This window comes from Streptomyces sp. NPDC001220 (assembly GCF_053597895.1).
Genome location: NZ_JBSFJE010000008.1, coordinates 146,712 through 165,565, shown reverse-complemented (window position 1 = coordinate 165,565; position 18,854 = coordinate 146,712). Strand labels below are relative to the sequence as shown.

Annotated in this window: 20 protein-coding genes; 10 read left to right on the top strand and 10 right to left on the bottom strand. The window is 69.6% G+C overall.

Annotation, left to right across the window (positions count from 1 at the left end):
• Positions 1–128 (top strand): RICIN domain-containing protein (locus ACWDGI_RS20755; RefSeq protein ID WP_450761371.1); only part of this gene is annotated, 128 nt, incomplete at its 5' end.
• 156 nt (positions 129–284) lie between these two features.
• A complete protein-coding gene (locus ACWDGI_RS20750; RefSeq protein WP_450760987.1) occupies positions 285–2,015 on the top strand; it encodes a ricin-type beta-trefoil lectin domain protein in 1,731 nt (576 codons plus the stop codon).
• 383 nt (positions 2,016–2,398) lie between these two features.
• Here the strand turns inward: ACWDGI_RS20750 and ACWDGI_RS20745 are convergent, their stop codons facing one another.
• The gene (locus ACWDGI_RS20745) at positions 2,399–3,274 is read right to left on the bottom strand and encodes a LysR family transcriptional regulator (RefSeq protein ID WP_450760985.1); all 876 of its coding nucleotides are present in this window, start codon (positions 3,272–3,274) and stop codon (positions 2,399–2,401) included.
• Between the two features lie 195 nt (positions 3,275–3,469).
• Between ACWDGI_RS20745 and ACWDGI_RS20740 the strand changes: the two genes are divergently transcribed.
• From ACWDGI_RS20740 to ACWDGI_RS20730, 3 genes are all read left to right on the top strand, one after another.
• Positions 3,470–3,859: a VOC family protein gene (locus ACWDGI_RS20740; protein ID WP_450760983.1), complete on the top strand. Its 390-nt coding sequence runs from the start codon at positions 3,470–3,472 to the stop codon at positions 3,857–3,859.
• A 166-nt stretch (positions 3,860–4,025) separates the two neighbouring features.
• Positions 4,026–4,682 (top strand): hypothetical protein, encoded by a 657-nt coding sequence (locus ACWDGI_RS20735; RefSeq protein ID WP_450760981.1) that lies wholly within the window; start codon positions 4,026–4,028, stop codon positions 4,680–4,682.
• A gap of 105 nt (positions 4,683–4,787) precedes the next feature.
• Positions 4,788–5,300 (top strand): hypothetical protein, encoded by a 513-nt coding sequence (locus ACWDGI_RS20730; protein ID WP_450760979.1) that lies wholly within the window; start codon positions 4,788–4,790, stop codon positions 5,298–5,300.
• Between the two features lie 371 nt (positions 5,301–5,671).
• Here ACWDGI_RS20730 and ACWDGI_RS20725 read toward each other — a convergent pair whose 3' ends face one another.
• Positions 5,672–5,998: a hypothetical protein gene (locus ACWDGI_RS20725; protein ID WP_450760977.1), complete on the bottom strand. Its 327-nt coding sequence runs from the start codon at positions 5,996–5,998 to the stop codon at positions 5,672–5,674.
• Positions 5,999–6,557: 559 nt separating this feature from the next.
• Between ACWDGI_RS20725 and ACWDGI_RS20720 the strand changes: the two genes are divergently transcribed.
• Entirely contained in the window at positions 6,558–8,060 is a 1,503-nt protein-coding gene (locus ACWDGI_RS20720; RefSeq protein WP_450760975.1) for an MFS transporter, read from the top strand.
• Between the two features lie 103 nt (positions 8,061–8,163).
• Here the strand turns inward: ACWDGI_RS20720 and ACWDGI_RS20715 are convergent, their stop codons facing one another.
• The 3 genes from ACWDGI_RS20715 to ACWDGI_RS20705 form a co-directional block, all read right to left on the bottom strand.
• Complete coding sequence (locus ACWDGI_RS20715; RefSeq protein WP_450760973.1) at positions 8,164–8,421, bottom strand: hypothetical protein; 258 nt, start codon at positions 8,419–8,421, stop codon at positions 8,164–8,166.
• 328 nt (positions 8,422–8,749) lie between these two features.
• Entirely contained in the window at positions 8,750–9,778 is a 1,029-nt protein-coding gene (locus ACWDGI_RS20710) for an amidohydrolase family protein (protein ID WP_450760972.1), read from the bottom strand.
• 48 nt (positions 9,779–9,826) lie between these two features.
• Positions 9,827–11,446: an FAD-dependent oxidoreductase gene (locus ACWDGI_RS20705; protein WP_450761369.1), complete on the bottom strand. Its 1,620-nt coding sequence runs from the start codon at positions 11,444–11,446 to the stop codon at positions 9,827–9,829.
• A gap of 285 nt (positions 11,447–11,731) precedes the next feature.
• Between ACWDGI_RS20705 and ACWDGI_RS20700 the strand changes: the two genes are divergently transcribed.
• Together ACWDGI_RS20700 and ACWDGI_RS20695 are read left to right on the top strand one after the other, a co-directional pair.
• Entirely contained in the window at positions 11,732–13,036 is a 1,305-nt protein-coding gene (locus ACWDGI_RS20700) for a cytochrome P450 family protein (RefSeq protein ID WP_450760971.1), read from the top strand.
• A gap of 254 nt (positions 13,037–13,290) precedes the next feature.
• Positions 13,291–13,473 carry a hypothetical protein gene (locus tag ACWDGI_RS20695; RefSeq protein WP_450760969.1) on the top strand — a complete coding sequence of 61 codons (183 nt, stop codon included), beginning with the start codon at positions 13,291–13,293 and terminating at the stop codon, positions 13,471–13,473.
• A gap of 85 nt (positions 13,474–13,558) precedes the next feature.
• On the opposite strand, the gene ACWDGI_RS20690 is transcribed toward ACWDGI_RS20695, so the two are convergent.
• Positions 13,559–14,821: a SpoIIE family protein phosphatase gene (locus ACWDGI_RS20690; protein ID WP_450760967.1), complete on the bottom strand. Its 1,263-nt coding sequence runs from the start codon at positions 14,819–14,821 to the stop codon at positions 13,559–13,561.
• Between the two features lie 461 nt (positions 14,822–15,282).
• Here ACWDGI_RS20690 and ACWDGI_RS20685 point away from each other — a divergent pair, with 461 nt between their 5' ends.
• Entirely contained in the window at positions 15,283–15,528 is a 246-nt protein-coding gene (locus ACWDGI_RS20685; protein ID WP_450760965.1) for a hypothetical protein, read from the top strand.
• A 24-nt stretch (positions 15,529–15,552) separates the two neighbouring features.
• Here the strand turns inward: ACWDGI_RS20685 and ACWDGI_RS20680 are convergent, their stop codons facing one another.
• Positions 15,553–16,551 carry an L-threonylcarbamoyladenylate synthase gene (locus ACWDGI_RS20680; RefSeq protein WP_450760963.1) on the bottom strand — a complete coding sequence of 333 codons (999 nt, stop codon included), beginning with the start codon at positions 16,549–16,551 and terminating at the stop codon, positions 15,553–15,555.
• Between the two features lie 311 nt (positions 16,552–16,862).
• Here ACWDGI_RS20680 and ACWDGI_RS20675 point away from each other — a divergent pair, with 311 nt between their 5' ends.
• Entirely contained in the window at positions 16,863–17,120 is a 258-nt protein-coding gene (locus tag ACWDGI_RS20675) for a hypothetical protein (RefSeq protein ID WP_450760961.1), read from the top strand.
• Here ACWDGI_RS20675 and ACWDGI_RS20670 read toward each other — a convergent pair.
• From ACWDGI_RS20670 to ACWDGI_RS20660, 3 genes are all read right to left on the bottom strand, one after another.
• A complete protein-coding gene (locus tag ACWDGI_RS20670; protein ID WP_450760959.1) occupies positions 17,107–17,343 on the bottom strand; it encodes a hypothetical protein in 237 nt (78 codons plus the stop codon). The genes ACWDGI_RS20675 and ACWDGI_RS20670 overlap by 14 nt on opposite strands.
• 315 nt (positions 17,344–17,658) lie before the next feature.
• A complete protein-coding gene (locus tag ACWDGI_RS20665; RefSeq protein ID WP_450760957.1) occupies positions 17,659–17,847 on the bottom strand; it encodes a hypothetical protein in 189 nt (62 codons plus the stop codon).
• A 526-nt stretch (positions 17,848–18,373) separates the two neighbouring features.
• Positions 18,374–18,832 (bottom strand): MarR family winged helix-turn-helix transcriptional regulator, encoded by a 459-nt coding sequence (locus ACWDGI_RS20660; RefSeq protein WP_450760955.1) that lies wholly within the window; start codon positions 18,830–18,832, stop codon positions 18,374–18,376.
• Between the last annotated feature and the right edge of the window lie 22 nt (positions 18,833–18,854).

Here is an 18,854-nt window from a genome sequence, read left to right as displayed (position 1 = left end):
TGTACCGCATCCACAACAAGAACTCCGGCAAGGTCCTCGGCGTCGACTTGATGTCGACCGCCGACAGCGCGCACGTGGTCCAGTTCGACGACAACGGGACCGCCGACCACCTCTGGCAGTTCGTGTAAGGCCACGGAAAGCCCACCGGAGACCCACGGCACCACGGCCCCGTCGCGCTGTCACCGGCGTTCTCGCGTTCGTCGGATCCTTCCTGCCCGCGCGGAACCCGGCCGAGTAGTCACCCGGTTCGCCGTCGTCATTCTCTTCACTCGGAGGTCAGGTACATGCGACTGAATTTCGCAAGGCCGCTGCGTCGCAGATGGAGAAGAACCCTGAGTCTGGTTCCCGTCGTCGCCCTCGCGGTGGCGGCCACCGTCACCACGACGCTCAACGCGCATGCAGCCGTGCCCCCGACGCCGCCGGGCTTCTCGCTCACCTGGAGCGACGACTTCAACGGTGCGTCCGGCACCGGCATCGACCAGGGCCTGTGGAAGTACGACACCGGCCCGGGCAGCAGTTTCGGCACCGGTGAGATCGAGACCATGACCAACAGCACCTCGAACGTCTCCTACGACGGCCAGGGCCATCTGGTGCTCCAGGCCCTGCACTCCGGTTCCGACGCACGCAGCGGATGGACCTCGGGGCGCGTGGAGACCCAGTCCGCGTCCTTCGGCGCACCGGCCGGCGGAGTCGTACGCATCGAGTCCGTCCTGCAACAGCCCAACGTCACCACCGCCAACGGCGCGGGCTACTGGCCGGCGTTCTGGATGCTCGGCGCCCCACTGCGCGACGGCGTGGTGTGGCCGAAGTCCGGCGAGATCGACATCATGGAGGACATCAACGGCCGCAGCTCCGACTTCAGCACGATCCACTGCGGCGTGAACCCGGGCGGCCCGTGCAACGAGTCGACCGGTATCGGTTCGGGAGAGCGCGCCTGTGCGGGCTGCCAGACCGGCTTCCACGACTACGCGGTGGAGATCGACCGCTCGGTGTCGCCGGAGCAGATCCGGTTCTACCTCGACGGGAACAACTTCTTCACCGTCAACGCCAACCAGGTGGACGCGACGACCTGGTCCGACGCGATCGACCACCCCTTCTTCATCATCTACGACCTGGCGATCGGGGGCGGGTTCCCCGACGCTTTCGGCGGCGGCCCGAACGCGGCCACGGTCTCCGGCGGCAAGCTGGTCATCGACTCGGTTGCCGTGTACAACAAGGGTCCCGGCTCCGGGGGCGGTGGCGGCGGTTCGGTGACCGGCCAGACGATCACCGGTCCGGGTGGCAAGTGCGTGGACGTGGCCGGTGACGACACCGGCGGCGACGGCACCGCGGTCCAGTTGTGGGACTGCCAGTCGGCGGCGAAGGACCAGCACTGGACCTGGAGCGGCCAGACCCTGCAGACCCTCGGCAAGTGCCTGGACATCAGTGGTGGCAACAGTGCCGCCGGTACGCAGTTGCAGCTCGCCACCTGCAACAGCGGCGGCTACCAGGCGTGGGTGCGGCAGACCGACGGCTCACTGCGCAACCCGGCAAGCGGCCGGTGCATCGACTCGCCGTCGGGCGGCACCGCGAACGGCACCCGGCTGCAGATCTGGGACTGCAACGGCTCCGGTGCCCAGAAGTTCGCCATCGGTACCCCGATCTACGGTCCGGGCGGCAAGTGCGTGGACGTGGCCGGTGACGACACCGGCGGCGACGGCACCGCGGTCCAGCTGTGGGACTGCCAGCAGGCGACCTCGCTCGACCAGAAGTGGACCTGGAGCGGCCAGACCCTCCGCACGCTGGGCAAGTGCCTGGACATCGCGGGCGGTGTCAGCGCGGCCGGCACAAAGCTTCAACTGGCCACATGCAACGGCGGGGGCTACCAGAACTGGGTCGCCAACGCCGACGGCTCGATGTACAACCCGACCAGCGGCCGGTGCATCGACTCACCCTCGGGCGCCACGGCGAACGGCACCCGGCTGCAGATCTGGGACTGCAACGGCTCCGGGGCCCAGAAGTTCGCCCTGGCGTGAGCGGTTTGCCCCTGCTGCCGCCGCGATCGTCGGCGGGTGAGCGGATCGCCGGTGTCCCGCACACGAATGGCTCCGGTCTCCGCATGAACTGAGGCCAGGTGTGTCGAGGGGCTTCACCTCAGCCGGTGAGGGCCCTCGGCCCACCGAAAGCCACCCGTCCTGTGGGCGGTTCGCTGCCCTGTCCTGGGGCAGCCCCATGTCGCCGACGAGGGAAGCGTGTTGACCATGCGGTCCAGACATGCCCGAACCACAGGCCGCGTCGCTGTGGGGTGGCGTGGTTGGAGTGGGGCGTGGCAGCTCGTTGCAGGGTCTGTGACCTGCGGGCCCAGCCGACGACGTCGAGTGACGGTCTTGCCAGCGGGTCGTTCGGACGGTTCACGATCTCAAGGCGTGCAGACGCCTGGCAGGGCGAGGAAGGCGGAGGCTGCGGGTGACGGGGTGAACCGGCTCCAGACGAGGCGCTCCACCCGTATCGGCCCGTCCGTGATCGGCACACACCGCAGTCCGTGCAGTTCGGCAGTGAAGCTCGCGGGTAGCAGGGCGATGCCCAATCCATGGCGGACCATCCGCACCATGAGCTCGACGCCGGACACCTCGAACGCGACCTCGCGCCGCAGGCCGACCGCCGCGAACGCCTGGTCCGACTGGGCGCGGGCGGCGCTGCCGTCGGCGAAGTCCACGAACACCTCGTCGGCGAGGCGGCGCAGGTCCACCTCATGGTGCGTGGCCAGCGGGTGGCCCGGGGCGACCACCGCGACATGCTGCCCGTGGCCAAGTTCCCTGTCACGGACGCCTTGCGGCCGGAATCCGGGCGGTACACCGAGGAACGCCGCATCCAGTGCGCCTTCGCGCACCTGCTCGACGAGCGCCTCGCTGGAGCCCGCTCGGAGACTGAACCGTACCTGAGGATAGCGCCGGCGGTAGTCCCGGATCACCGACGGGAGATCGACGGCCGCCACGGTGGGGATCGACCCGACGGTCAGTTTGCCGCGTATCTCGCCGGTGGCCGCCGCCACCTCCGCCCGGGCCCGTTCGGCCGCTTCCAGAGCCTGGCGGGCGGCGGGCAGGAACGCCTCTCCGGCGGGGGTCAGCCGCACCCGGCGGCTGGTTCGTTCGAACAGTCGGGCGCCCAGTTCCTTCTCCAGCCGGGCTACCTGGTGACTGAGCGCGGACTGGACGATATGGCATTGCTCGGCGGCGCGGGTGAAGTTGGCGGTCTCCGCCACTGCGAGGACATAACGCATCTGCTGGAGATCCATTGATCAATCGTGAACCTCGATTGATCACATGACAAGCATGCGTTGGACCAATGGATGCCTGTCCGGCGATGCTCAAAGAGGGACAGGCCGCGCTGCCAGCAAGCAGCCACAGCCCGTACCCGGCGTGGCCCGCAGCTGCCGGCCCCGTCATACCGCCGCCGGCGTCTCGCACGCCGCCACCCCACGGAGATACCCATGCGCGTGATCGCCTTCGACCACCTCGTCCTCAACGTCTCCGACATCGAGCGCTCGCTCGCCTTCTACCTCGGCCCTCTGGGGCTGCAGCCGGTGCGGGTGGAGGAGTGGCGGGAGGGCAAGGTCCCCTTCCCCTCCGTGCGGGTGAGCCCCACCACCATCATCGACCTCATCAAGGCGCCCGCCGAGGGGCCAAAGGGCTCCAACGTCGATCACATCTGCCTGGTGGTCGAGCCGCTCGACTGGCAACAGGTCGTCGATTCCGGCGTCTTCACGGTGCTCGACGGCCCCGCCAAGCGCTTCGGAGCCCAGGGCACCGCCGAGTCTCTCTACGTGCGGGACCCGGACGGCAACACCGTGGAACTGCGCTGGTATCCGCCGGACGCCTGAGAACCCCCACCACGCCCCACCGGACACCTCCTGGGGATGACGGTCCTGGCGGCCCCCCCGAAGTCCCCTCCGTGCGAGGCATCGTGCCCTTGCGGCCGCGGACCGCTGACAGGCACTGGCCGCGGGCGCTACCCTCCGGGCACTGACATGGGCCGGCGGGGGGAACATGAACAGGCTTCTCGTACGTGTCGTGGCCGGTGCGGCACTGCTCTCGGCGGTGGCCTGTACGGCTGGGGGCGGCCCGTCCAGGGTGAAGCCGTCACCGGGGGCCTCCACGACGCGCACGGCGTCGCCGCGGGCCGCTACGCCTCGGCCGGGCCAGGTGGTCGACGCGTCCAGAGCCAACCTCACGGCACAACTGGCCGTCAAGGACCTTCCGGGACCGCACGGGATGTTCACCGCCGCCGTCGGCCGGAGCGCTGCCACGTTCGTCTGGGAGTCCGCCGACGGGCGCTTCTGCTCGGGTTCGGCCGCCACGACCGGCGGGTTCACCACGACGTTGTGCGTCTCCGACCGCCGCGACACTCCCTTCTCCGTCCGTCCCGCGCTCGTTCCCCTGCTCAGTACGTACACGTTCGCTGAGGTCCATGTGTTCGGCGCGGACCGTGAGACCGTCCGGTCGGTGACGTGCAACGGCAGACCTCTCGCGGTCCGCCGACTGCCACCCGTCCTGGACGGTCGGCGTGCGCTCTACGCCTTCGACCTCTCGGAACCGACGGCCGGACGGGTCACCGTCACCGTCGTCCGCGGTCGTGCCACGACGGCCACGGAACACGTGGAGCTGTTCGGCGGAGCCCTCCGGCACAAGGCGTCGTGCCGCTGACCGAGCGGGCCGGTCTGCCCTGGCGGGGGCGGGTGTCACGCCCATGGTTAGAGTGACGGCATGTTCACACGGGGGCGCAGACTCAGATTCGCAGCGGTGTCGGCCATGGTCGTCCTGGCCCTGACCGGGTTCTCGTCGGGCCAGAGCCACAAAAGCCGCAATCATCACGGCAGTGACGGCGGCGGTTGCAGCAGTTCCCGTCAGGACCACGACAGTTCCACGCCGGCATCGGCGTCGAGCGGCGCCGATGCGCACAGCGACAAGCCGTCCGGCGGTACGTACCGTTCGCAACCCACCCGCCGTTCCACCCCTACGGCGTCTCCCTCCGCGTCCGCCCGGCCGCTGAAGAACGGCACCGCGGTCCTCGTGCGCTGTGCAAGCGTGACCGACCCCTTCGCCGTCGTCGAGGTCAGCAACCCGAACGCACGCGAAGTTGTTTTCACCGCGAAGACCAGCTTCAAGGACAGGAGCGGCTTCACCCTCATCGACACCACCCACCAGGTGGCAGTCCCCGCGAAGGGCACAAAGACCCTCCGGGTGGCCGCCGCCGGCGCGGGAGGGTCCTTGAACGACATCGATCACTGCGAGGTGGATCCGACGGCCACCGCCGACTGGTGACAGGCTGAAGGACCCATCCCCTCCGAAAACCGCCCGGGCCCGCGCTGCCCGCCACACCGGACCGGGCTGCGAACGGCTCCGATCGGCGCCCGTCGCGATGTTTCGGCGGCACTGGTCTGATCTGAGGGCCTGTGGCCGGAGGCCAGTGCTGGGAACGTCCCCACCACTTGCCTCCGGCCGCCGTGGGCCCGGTTGCGGCATCTACATCGAGGTCCTGGCGGACGTCGTCACCGACGGATTCGAAGTCACGGTCGAAAGGGACGACCAGTCATCGTGCGCCTCCCGTACCGCGTGGGCCCTGTCTGCCCGGTCGCAGGCGGTCGAGCCCTTGATGGAGCCCCAGAGGTGCCTGCGGCGCATCGGCACCTGTCTCACATCCCCTGTGTCTGCCGCCCCTCGAGTTCCCGCCTGGCGGCAAGCGCCTTCGCCAGCACCATGGCCCGGTAGGGATTCGCGGCGCCCAGGGCGGAGGCCACCGCCACCGCCTCGTCCAACAGTGCCAGCCGCTGTTCGGGCAGTTCCCGAACCTGCGACGACGCGCTGGCCTCCACCAGAACGTACGCCAGCTTCGATCCGTACACCTCCGGCTCGACCTGCGTCAGCAGGCGGTAGATCCGCAACCCCTCGGTGCCGCGCACCACCCGCCGGTTGGCACTGAGCAGCAGCACCCTCGCCCGCATGACCATGTCCTGATCCATCGATTCCCCTCCGTTCCCCCACCCCCACCTGCACCCGCCCCGCGACGAGACAGCACGACGAACGCGTCGACACCCGAGAACGGATGCCGACACGGACGTCGGAGAGTGGATGACGACGAGTCTGCGGGCAGGCCACCACCCCGGACAAGCCTGAACGGACGTGCGCTCCGTCCTACCGCAAACCACGTCCGAGCAGGCATGATGGACCTGACACTCACTCAAGCCGCCGGTTCCCCCAGCGCGATCACTCAGTGATGGGGGAGATGGCGTGCCGCTCCGCGGTACCGGTCGGGGGTGGTAGCCCCCGCCGTCGGTGTGGCCGGGGCGCTGACGAGCTCTCTGGCCGCGTTGACTGACTCCGGGGGCTTGCCGTGCGCGGCCCTGAGCGCCCCGGTGGCTGGAGCACCCCCGGCGGCAAGGTCGCCCCGGAGGACTGCACCCGCACACCCCTGTTCACCTTCCGGCTCCGCGCCGAGTCAAAGGTCACGACCCCCGCCGGGCTGTCCCTGCGCCCTTTCCCCGGCTGGTGCGACCGGTCTCGGCTGCATAGCGTGATCACATGACCACAGAAACGGCTCGGCCCGGTCTCGACGACCGGCGGTGGAAAGCGCTCGCGGTCTGTCTGACCGCGGGATTCATCTCGCTGCTCGACGTCTCGATCGTGAACGTGGCGCTGCCTTCCATGGAGCGCGGGCTCGGTGCCTCCGCAGCCACCCAGTCCTGGGTGGTGTCCGGGTACGCACTCGCCTTCGGGCTCGCGCTGGCACCGGCGGGACGACTGGGTGACGTGCGGGGCCGCCGCCAGGCGCTGTTGTTCGGCCTCGCCGTGTTCACGGCCGCATCGGTGGCGTGCGGCCTCGCCACCGGCCCCACCTGGCTGGTGGTGTGCCGGCTGATCCAGGGGGCGGCCGCCGGTGTGGTCGCACCGCAGACCTCGGGGCTGATCCAGCAGATGTTCCAGGGCGCCGAGCGGGCCCGGGCGTTCGGCTTCCACGGCAGCGTCGTCGCCGTGTCCACCGCGGTGGGCCCACTGGCGGGCGGACTGCTGATCCACGCGTTCGGCACGGCCGACGGGTGGCGCTGGGTGTTCTTCGTCAACGTGCCGATCGGGGTGGCGGCCCTCGTCGCGGGGAACCGGCTGCTGCCCCGACTCCCGGTGCCGAACGACAGACGGGAGAAGTTCGACCCGTTCGGCGTACTGCTGCTCGGCGCGGGCGTACTCGCCCTTCTGCTGCCCCTCGTGCAGGAGCAGCAGTGGCCGGGCCGGGCCAAATGGCTGCTGATTCCGGTGGCCGCACTGCTGCTCGGGGCCTTCTGGGTGTGGGAGAAGACCCAGGGGCGCCTGGGGAAGGCACCGTTGGTCGACCTCGGGCTTTTCTCCCTGCGCTCCTTCACGCTCGGCGCTCTCATCAGCCTCATGTTCTTCGCCGGACTGACCACCATCTTCTTCGTCCTGTCGCTGTTCCTGCAGAACGCCGCGGGATACAGCGCGCTCGCCGCGGGTGTGACGATTCTGCCGTTCGCGGCCGCCTCGGCGGTCGGCGCGGCCGTAGGGGGCCGACTGGTGATGCGCTACGGCCGCGCCCTGGTTGTCATCGGCCTGAGCGGAGTGGCTCTCGGGCTGCTCGGTGTCGTCGTCGCCGTTCAGCTGGTCCCCGGGGACGGTGTGGGCTGGGCCATGGCGCTGCCGCTGGTCATTGGCGGAATCGGGTCCGGACTCACGGTCTCACCCAACACGACCCTCACGCTCACGCTCGTGCCGGTGCGACGTGCCGGTGCGGCGGGTGGCGTGCTGCAGACCGGCCAGCGCATCGGCTCGGCCACCGGTATCGCGGTGGTCGGCTCTGTCTACTTCGCCCATGTCGCCGACCATGGCCACTCCACGACAGCCCTTCAGCTCGGGCTGCTCACCGCCACGGCGATCATCCTCGTCGCCCTGGTCCTGGCGATGGCCGACCTGCGGGAGCGCCGGGCGCATCCCGGACGCGACGACCTCGCGGCGGCGATGCCGCCGGGCCTCGGGGAGAGCGGGGCCGGCGAGAAGGTGGGGCCCGCGGCCTGACACCGGGCGGGGACCGGAGAAGTGCGCCCCCCGAGGGGCAGGCGCCCTGATCCCGAAGAGGCGTCCTGGTCGCAGGACGACGGAACGGAGAGGGCGCCGGGCGTCAGACCTTCGACGTGCGAGGCCGCCGACGCGCTTCGAACAGGACCATCGAAATCTTCACCGCGGTCGAAATGGTCAAGGCCTGCATGAAGGGCATACCCATGAGCCACAGTGCCATCATCATGGTGGTGAGGACCAGGAACACCGGCAGCAGCATGGTTTCCTTGACCGCGGAACGCAGAGAACTCCGGAGCGTTCGGGGCTGATCCGCCGTATCGATTGCGCTGACTCGGATGTCTTCCTCGTCTACCTGAGGCATTCTGTGTCCTTCCCGCGAACTCGTTTCCGCTAGCGAGCCTAGGTATGGCCGGATCGGGCTGCCACCGCTGCTACTCCGAGACCGCCGGCACGCTGCCGGTGGTGTGAACCCGCACGCCCTGCCGGAGGGATTTCCGATACGACGCTTTCGTCGCCGTCTTCCTCGGTGTGGGCGCTGGCTCGGGCAACCTGCCGGCCGTTCGCGCGTCGGCCGTGCGGCTCGGTGAGACGAGCCGCACGGCCGACGTCCATCCGAACGCGGAGGGAGCCTGACAGCGATTCTCCGTGGCACTCACACACGCGGTGGGAGGACGGCCCACCGGGCGTGCTCAGGCCGGTGCGAGGGCGGGCAGCAGACGCAGCGCGTTCCCGCGGTTGATGTGAGCGCGCTCCTGGTCGCCGAGGGCGGGATCCCTGTCCAGGGCGGGAGTTGTCACATCGGCGACCACCCGGGTGGGGGTCGGCGGCCAGTCGCTTCCGTAGAGGATGCGGGAGGAGCCCGCCACGGCCAGCAGAGTGGGGGTGGCCGACGGCGACATGGGCGCGGCCGTGTCGTAGTAGAAGCGGTGCAGGTAGTCGCGGACGCGGCCGGGATCGACGGCGGGGACGAGCTGGCGCCCGAAGACCTCGATCCGGCTCGCGATGTAGGGGAGGTACCCGCCGCCGTGCGGGAGGATGAACGTGAGCCGCGGGAAACGGTCCAGAGTGCCGTTCATGATCAGGCTCAGTGCGGCGCGGGTCGTGTCCATGAGGAAGTCGCACACGAACGGCGGTACGCCCTCGGGGGCGCCGGAGGTGTTCACCTGCATGGGGTGCGTGCTGATCACAGCGGCGCGTTCGTCGAGTTCCGCCATGATCGGGTCCAGCCCGGGGTCGCCCAGATAGGTGCTACCCGTGCTGGTGCGCGCGCTGACGCCCACCGCGCCGAGCTGGTCCATCCCATGGGTGACGGACCAGCGGGAGAGTTCGGCGTCGTCGAGGAAGACGGGTGTGAAGAAGGCGAAGCGGTCGGAGTGCCGGGCGGTCAGGTCGCCCGCGGCCTCGAGGGCGACACGCGTGCTCTCCTTGCGTGTCGCCGCGTCCTGGAAGCGTCCCAGCATGGCGACGGTGAGGATGCTGGTGCGCGTGCCGGTCAGATCCATCAGGTCCAGGGCGGCGGTCTCGTCCCACCGGGTCCACGGCGGCAGCCCGTCACGGTCCGCGATTCCGTTCTTCTCGGCCCACTGCACCCATTCGGGGGCGGTGTAGTGGTGGTGGACATCTACTCGTTCGTGCCGGGTGTCGTCGGCGCTCAGCGCGGTGCGCAGGCCTATGTCGCCCGGAGCCTGCGCGGCGGTGGTCTCGGCGGCTTGAGGCATGGAAGGGCTCCCTGTGCTGGAACGGTTCGGGGGCGTCGGAGAGCGGGATCAGCGGCTGAGGAGGCCCTGCAGAACGTGCGTCAGCTCGTCCTCGGGGTTCGCGGGGAGGTCGCCGGAGCGCCAGGCGACCATTCCGTCGGGGCGCACGAGCACCGCGCCCTGCGGGGTGACGCCGTGCGTGGCGGCCCAGTCCTCGGCACCGGCGGCCAGGGCGGGCGAGGTGTCGACGTCGAAGTCCGGGCCGGCTCCGGCGCGGTAGGACACCAGGGGGACGCCGAGCTTGGCCGCCGCGGCGTGGGCGGCCGACGGCCACGGCCCGTCCGCAAGGCCGCAGAGGAGGACGAAGGACCGCTCGTACAGGTCGATGGTCGACTTGGTGTCCCCGTTGTGCACGACGGTCATGTGCGGGGCCCGGGTGCCGGGGTCCGCCTGCAGGCGAAGCTCCTGCGGGATGGTCGGCGCGTCGGTGTCGGCGCCGCACACGGCCGTGGAGACATAGCGGTAACCGAGGGACACGGTCATCAGGTCCGTGCTCTGGCCCGCACCCTGCGCGGCGCTGTAACCGGGGTGCTGCTCGCGTGCGGCCTGCTCGATGGCCCGGGCACTCGTGGCCAGGGCGACCGGGCGCCGTTCGTTCTCATAGGTGTCCAGCAGGCCCGCTCCGGCCCATCCGCCCAGCACGGCCGAGATCTTCCAGGCGAGGTTGTGCGCGTCCTGGATGCCCGTGTTGGATCCGAAGGCGCCGGTGGGGGGCATCTCGTGGGCCGAGTCACCGATGAGGAAGACGCGTCCCTGCCGATAGCGGTCGGCGACCCGGTCCGCCGCGTGCCACGGGGCGCGTCCCGTGACCTCGACGTCCAGGTCCCGGACGCCCGCGGCGGCCCTGATGTGGTCGGCGATGCGCGTGTCGGTGAAGGACTCGAGCGTCTGGCCGCGCTCGGGGAACCACGGGACGTGGAAGACCCACTTCTCCTCGTTGTCGACGGGCAGGAGGACCCCTTCGCCCTCGGTTCCGTTCAGGTAGCACACGAGGAACCGCTTGTCCCCGACCACCTGACGGAGGAGCTTGCTGCGGAAGGTGACGCTGACGTTGTGGAACAGGTCGCCCCCGCCGCTCTGCCCGATGCCCAGCCGCTCGCGCACGGGGCTGCGCGGCCCGTCGGCCGCCAGGAGGTAGGCGGTGCGCATCGAGTACGTCCGGCCGCTCTCCCGCTCGCGCAGTTCGCACGTCACGCCGTCCCGGTCCTCGGTGAAGGAGATCAGCTCCGTACCGAAGCGCACATCCCCGCCCAGTGCACGGGCGTGTGCCAGCAGGACCGGCTCCAGGTCGTTCTGGCTGCACGCGCACCGCCGGGTGGAGCACACGTTCGTCTCGGGGGCCGGGCCGGTGAGACGGGCCGAGAGCCATCTGCTCTCACCGCCCGAGAGCTTGTCCGTCTGCATGATGCCGTGATTGCCGGACAGGACGGCCGCGGCCTTTCTGATGTCCGGTTCCAGCCCGGCGGTACGGAACACCTCCATCGTCCGCATGTTGTTCCCCCGGCCCCGGGGATGTTCGGATGTGGCGGCGCGGCGCTCGGCGACCATATGGGTGACGCCCAGTCTTCCCAGAAACACCGACGCGGACAGTCCGACAAGCGAACCGCCCACGATCAATACCGGCACCATTTCTTTGTCGTGCGTGTCCACGGCCCGTCCTCCTCCAGTGACCCAGCGGCAGTTCGGGCAGCGATTCGCATTCATGGCGGCCCTGGATTCGAACCTGTCACAGGCACCCGGGGTCGGCAATCGAGCCTTCCCCCGGACGGCACACTCTGCTTTTCCGTTTCCGTACCGTGCGGACGATGTGGGTCCGCGTCAGGGTGAATCGCGTTTTCCCTTTGCGAGTGGCGTCAATGCATTCCACGCTTGCAGCCGACCTGTGCCACCGTGGGAAGAGAAGAAGGGCCGTCGATGACTCAGATGCAGGAGCAGGAGATCGCGGACGAGACAGCCCGGGCGGTGGACGCGGCATCCCGTGGTTGCCCGGAGTACCGGGCCAACCCGCACCCCCTCTACCGGCACCTGCGGGAGAACGCGCCGGTCTGCCGCATCACCCCGCCCCATGGTGTGCACTCGTACCTGATCACCCGGTTCGAGGACGCGAAGGCCGCCCTTGCCGACCCCAGGATCAGCAAGGACATGTACGCGGCCATCGACGCCTACCGGTCCATCTTCGGCGACTCCTCCATCGCCCTGGACGACAACATGCTGTTCGCCGACCCGCCGAAGCACACGCGGCTGCGCCGGATCATCAGCCGTGCCTTCGTGCCCCGCCGTATCGAGGCGCTGCGCCCACGGATCCAGGAGCTCACCGACACGCTGCTCGACAACTGCTCCACTCTGCAGCCCGTCGATCTGCTGTCGGCCTTCGCCTTCCCGCTGCCCCTGCAGGTGATCTGCGAGCTCATCGGCGTCCCCGAGGAGGAGCGGCAGGAGGTCCAGCAGTGGTGCAGTGTCGTCGCGCGGACCGGCTTCAGCAAGAAGGACAAGGATCGCCTGGCCGAGGCGGAGAACACGCTCCGGGAGTACTTCGAGGTCCTGATCGCCCGTAAACGCAAGGCCCCCGAGGACGACTTGCTCAGCGTCCTCATCCAGACGCAGGACGAGCAGGAGTCGCTGACGGACGGTGAGTTGCTGTCCACGCTGTGGGTGCTGCTGTTCGCGGGCCACAAGACGACCGCCTACCTCATCGGCAACGCCGTCTACACCCTGCTCACCCATCCGGAGCAGCTCAGGCAGGTGATCGACTCGCCCGACCTCCTCCCGAACGCGATCGAGGAGATCATCCGCTTCGAGGGGTCGGTCGAGAACGCGACCTTCCGCCACGCCCTCGAGGACATCACCATCGCGGGGACGCTCATTCCCAAGGGTTCGCTGGTACAGATCGCGGTCACCTCGGCCAACCGGGACGCCGCCGCGTTCGAGGACCCCGACACCTTCGACATCACCCGGCCGGGCGTACAGAGCAAACACCTGGCCTTCGGTACGGGGCCGCACTTCTGCCTCGGCGCACCGTTGGCGAGGATGGAGATGCAGATCGCCCTGGCCTCGCTCTTCCGCCGCTTCCCGCAACTCTCCCTGGCCCTGCCGGCGGACGAGGCCAAGTGGCTCACCGTGCCCTTCCCCGCCTTCCGGGGCCTGACCGAACTGCCCGTCGTCCTGGACCCCTCCAGGCTCCTGGACGACTGGGCGTCCGGAATGGTCGACATCGCGTGACATCACGGGCGTAGCCCGCGACCCCGGCGCAGCGCGCTACCGGTACGGCCGCGCGCGACACCGGGGTCGCGGCGCGACCGCATGCCCGACCACGAGCACGGCGCTCCTGCGCGCACGGTCCGCCGGCGCGTGTGGTGCTTCTGGATGACCCGCACTTCACCAGGTCGTAGCAGTCCTTGCGGACCCTGTTTCGGCTTCCTGACCGCAGCGCGCGGAGGGACGAGATCGACTCGCCCGGACTGTGGGACGCCGACATGTTCGAGATCGTGTCCGATCGGGTGCCGACCTGTTGGCTCACCGGACTGGAGGACGGTCGGCTGACCCTGGCGCCCCGGGAGTGGCAGCGACCGGGTTTCTGGGAGGACTACTTCGATCACGAGCCGGGCGCGGTGGCCGAATACGACCGGCTGAAGGCCCGGATCATCGCGGAGGCATGATCGCCTGACCGAGGACGACGACCCCGTCCGCCCCTCGGTCGGTTTGGGCTCGCAGGCGCCGTCGCGACTGCCGGCACCGTCCCGGTCAGGGCGGTTCGGTGATTGCGCCCAGGCGGACGACGACCATGGCGATGTCGTCGCCTGCGCCGCTGGTGAGGTCCAGGCCGGCCAGGAGGGCGTCGGCGAGGCGTTCCGCGCCGAACCCGGTGCAGGTGGCGAGCGTGTCGGTCAGGCGGGTCAGGCCGGTGTCGATGTCCTCACCGCGGCGTTCGATCAGGCCGTCGGTGTAGAGGATGAGGGTGTCGCCCGGGGCGTAGGTGGTGGTGGCCTGGGGGCGGGGGACGTGTTCGGGGCGGGCACCCAGCGGTGGGTCGGTGGCCTGGTCGAGCAACTCGCACGTGCCGTCAGGGTGCAGCAGGACGGGCGGGAGGTGACCGGCGCTGCTGTAGATGAGCAGATGGCTGTGGCAGTCGACGAGGACCTGGACGGCGGTGGCGGCCAGTGCTCCCTCGACCGAGCGGGCGTACACCCCCAGGACCTCCAGCGCTTGGGCGGGGCCGTGGACGGTGCGGATGGCGGCGCTCAGCGCACTGCGGAGCCTGCCCATGACGGTGGCGGCCATCAGCCCGTGGCCGACCACGTCGCCGACCGCGACGGCGAAGCGGCCTGCGGGCAGGTCGACCGCGTCGTACCAGTCGCCGCACACGTTCAGCGCCCCGGTCGCAGGCAGGTAGCGCACGGCGACGTCTGGGTGCCGGGCCAGGTCAGGAGTGTGGAGCATGGTTTCCTGCAGGGCGACGGCGATGCGCCGTTCACGGGCGTGCGCCTGGCGCAGTTCCTCGTTCAGCACCTGCAGCTGCCGCGCCCGGGCGTACAGCTCGGCTTCCATGGCCGCTTCCCGGCCAGGCCTGACCGACGGCAGCTGCGCCGCGCGGCGGGCGCGGACGACGTCGGTCATGTCCTCGGACCGGTGGAGGATCCAGGCGACCTTGCCGTCCGGGCCGAGGACGGGCACGTTGATCGCGGTCCACCACTGCTCCTTGAACACCTCCGGGTTGCCGACGACAGGGATGTCGTACCTCTGCAGCGCCATGTGATCGGTCTGGCCGGAGGACAGGACACGGTGCAGCGAGGCTTTCAGCGTCTCCATCCCGTCCGCCTCCGGGTCGGCGGGGTTGTCCGGGAAGACATCGAAGAGGTAGTGCCCGACCAGCTCGGCCTGGGCCCGTCCGGTCACCTCGCAGAAGGCCGGGTTGGCAGCGGCGATCACCAGGTCCGTGCCCAGCATCAGGCACGGGCTCGGAAGGACGGCGAACACCGCCGTGTAGTCGATCTCCGGTGCCGTCACATGTATGTCCCTGCGAGTGGCTTCCTCTTCAATCTACGAACTGCCCTGCCGACGCGCCCGCCGAGCTCCGCATGGGCAGCTCGGGTGGCGGCTGCTTACCCCATCCGGCGTGTCCCCCGGCCTTGACCTCTCTCACTGCGTGATGTCCCGGCCCGGTGGTCCCGGCGCCGCGTGGGAGGCCACCCGCCGCCCCGGCAGATCCACTCCCGTGGCGTAGGCGCCCCCTGCTCTGCGGATCCTCGCGGTCGGCGAGTGACCATGTCACGGGAAGAGGCTTGACGCGGGGCCAGGCGGTGCGGGCGGGCCGTGGTGGGCCGAGCGGCTGCGCAGCGCACCGAGGAGGCCCACCGAGAACGACACCGCCCGGCGTCCGGGCGTGCCGGCCGGGAGGGTGCGCAGGCCGCCATCCGTCCCGCGCCGCTGCCGACGGCGGCCAGGTGCCCGCCGGTATCGTCCGTGACGTGGTCGGGCGTCTGACCCCGAGTGTGCTGGCGGCCCGCGGCGCCGGGCGCGAGCGGCCCGAGGAGATCCTGGCCGAGCACAGAAGGCACACCGTCGAGCTTCTGCTGGAACGCTCCCGCGTGCCGGCCGAGCGAGCGTCCGCCGGCCGACTTGCCCCGGTGGGTCTGTCCTACCGCCTGGCCGACGGCAGTGCGCAACCGGTCGCTTCCCATGGCCTGAGCAGGGCTGCTGCCCCCACACGGTGAAACCCGCTGCTGGCCGCCCGGCGTTCAGTGCTGCTGGAGGCCGGGGACCGCGGAGGGCCGGGGCCCCGCGGCGCGGCGGAGCCGGTTGGCGATCGCCAGTCCCAGCTCCTCCTCCGCCGGCAGGGACGCGATGATGAGGTCGCATCCTTGCTGGTCGAGCTCGCGCAGGAACCCGTAGAGCCCGCGCGCGTAGGCGGCCAACGAACCGGGCACCGCCACCACGGCGTGCACCCTCACCGGAGCGCCGGCAAAGGAGGGAGGAAGGAAGACGCCCACCCGGTGCCCCAGCTTCTGCGCGAGCTCCGCCTCGGCGACGACCTTGTCGGGCTCGACGAGGACGACCTGTGCACGCGGCGCGTAGTGGGACGGATGCTGGCCCGGCACCCGGACGCGACTGGTCGTGGGGACCGCGAGGGGGAACCCCAGCACCGCCTGGAGGTCCTCGCGCGTCACCCCGCCGGGCCGCAGGATGCTCGGGATCTCGGCCGTGGCGTCGACGATGGTGGACTCGACGCCGACTTCGCAGGAGCCGCCGTCCAGGACGAAGTCGACGGCGTCGCCGAGCTCCGCACGGACGTGGTCCGCCGTGGTGGGGCTGACCGAACCGAAGCGATTGGCGGACGGGGCCGTGACGCCACCACCGAAGGCCGACAGCAGCGCGAGCGCCACGGGGTGGTCGGGCACACGCACAGCCACCGTCTCCAAACCACCCGTCGCTTCGAGGGGCACCCGGCGACCGCGCCGCAACACCAGCGTGAGCGGACCCGGCCAGAAACGTGCGGCCAACAGGCGCGCCGTCGCGGGCACGTCCTCGACCCAGTCGTCCAGCTGCTCCGCGCCGCCGATGTGGACGATCAGCGGGTGGGAGGGCGGACGCCCCTTGACCTGGAAGATGCGCGCGACAGCGGCGGGATCCTCGGCGTTGGCGCCCAGACCGTAGACAGTCTCGGTCGGGAGGGCCACGAGGCCGCCGGCGCGCAGCACACCGGCCGCCTTCTCGATGTCACTGTTTCTTGCCGTCACGCCGGCAATCCTCCCACTGTTCCGCCTCCCCTCATTTCCAGGAGACCGGTCCACGCTCATGGAGCGACGGCCCATCGGACGGCATCGCGGGCGACGCGAGCGGCGGCGTACTCCGTTCCGGCGACGAAGCGCATCATCGGGTCGAACATCGGGGCGGCCAGTGCACCGATGTCGTACAGGCCAGGCACGGAGGTTTCGAACGTGCTGGTCAGCTGACGGGCCCTGGAGCCGGGCACGTCGGCCCGGAACTCGCCGAAGTCCTCAGCGCCATCACCAGCCGTTTGCGCGGCCCCGACGGGACGATGCCGCAGGTGGCCTCATACGACGTCCGCGAGAAGGTCTGGAACCCGCCGATGCCGCTGCTGTTCCAGCGCGCCGTCGGACCTGAGAACCACGTGTTCGCGCCGACGGCGATCCGAAAACTGATCAAGTGCGACCTCGGCAACCTCGCCGCAGCCGAGCTCGGTCAGATCATCCGGCCCGTCAGGCGCAGGCTCTTGCAAATCCACTATCACCCCGAACTGGACAACGACTGCCGTGCCGAGACCGAGCTGATCATGGACGAGTGACCGCCATCACCCAAGCGAATTCGGTAGCCGGGCACTCGCCGCGCGCATCGATGTAGAGCTGGTCCGGCTGCAGCAGCCGATCGTGATTGCTCGTCAGATCCTGGCGCCGCCCGAGCAATCGGTGCATCGCGCCGAGGGCGGCCGGCAGGCCAATGCCGAGATGTTCCTCCGTTGCTGCGAGGTCCTTCTCGGTGAAGTCGTCGCCGTCGGTGAGCGGTTCCACTCACGTGTATGTGAAGTCGCGGACGAACCGCCACGCGCCCTCGCGGTCCACGCGTGCCTGCTCCAGGCCTTCGCGAACATCGAACAGCTGCGTTATGGCGAAGACCCCAACCGCCGCGCGGACGCTCCACGGACAACACCTGTGCGGTGGCTCGGCCAGCGCGGGCACGCCTCAGTCAAGTTCCCACGCGCCACGTGCTTCCGGGTCGACTCGGACCCAGCGTGCCCCACGGGTCGGCACGGCCTCTGCGACTCTCCCGGCTACTCTCGCGCGGGAGCGCCCCGCAGAGGGTGGCTGCGGGGCGCCCAGTGGGGGTTAGTCGACCATCTGCCCGTCGTACATACCGCCCTTGCAGGTGTTGTTCGCCCAATTGACCGTTCCGCCGCCCTGCTGGCACTCACCCGGGGTGAGGCTGGCGGCGGAGGCGGTGGCGGCGCCTGTGAGGCCGAGTCCGGCGAGGGCTGCCGTGGCGATGACGGCGGCGAGGATTCGTCGAATGCGCATTTGGTTCGCCTTTCACGGATTGCCTCGGTTGGGACACTTCTCAGCTTATTGTTCATCCATATGGGCGACATGGCATGTTGGGCCGGTTCGAGTTGCATTGCTGTCGGGTGCGGGGTCGGTGACGCGACCCGTCGGGCAGGCCCTAGGGCTAGCGTCAGTTCGTGCTCACCTGGCCTACTGGCCGTCACGGACCACTGCCAACGAACTTTGTCCCCAGGCGCAGCAATGACTCGCTGCGCATCCGGGTCAGGGAGCAGCTCCATTTTCACATCACTGCAGGCAAGCTTCAGTGGGGTCCCTCAACACCGCCCACCGCGAAGTCCTCGTCGTATTCGATACCCCACCCGCATTCCGACCGCCCGGCGTCTTTCGAGCGGTCGGCTTCCCGACCCTTCGCTGTCGTCACAGCCCCCGGCGTGAGGTCCGCCGATCCTGCGCCAATTGGCTCATAAACTCTTCTTGTCGGGGTCTGTTGCTTTTCGAGGTTGCCGACCCGGATTTCAGGCTTGGCCGCACTCGGAACAAGCTATGCACCCTCGTTGCCACCGCGCAGGGAATGGATCATGCTCTGCAGGATCCGGAACGCGTCTGACTGCTCGGTCTCGTTCAGGCCGGCCAGCATTCTGGCCTCGACGGACCTGACGGCTGCGCTCGCCTTCTCGAGGCTTCGTCGGCCGCTGGGCGTGAGCCGCGTGGGAAGCGCCTTCCCGACGGGTGCCTCCGCGGGCCTGGTCACGTAGCCGTCTCGTTCCAGGGCCTGGAGCAGCACGTTCATCGTCTGCCGTGTCACGAATGCGCCCCGTGCGAGCTCGGAGTTCGACAAGCCCGGTCGTTGCGCCAGCAGTTCGAGGCAGGAGTAGTGCGTCACGCTCATCCCGAGTGGCCGCAGCACTTCCTCCATGGCCGTGCGGAGGGCGCTCGAGGTTTCTTTGAGCAGGTAGCCCAGTGACGTCTTCAGGTCGACGCCGACACCTTCTTGACTCATGTCAGCATTCTGACATAGGTTC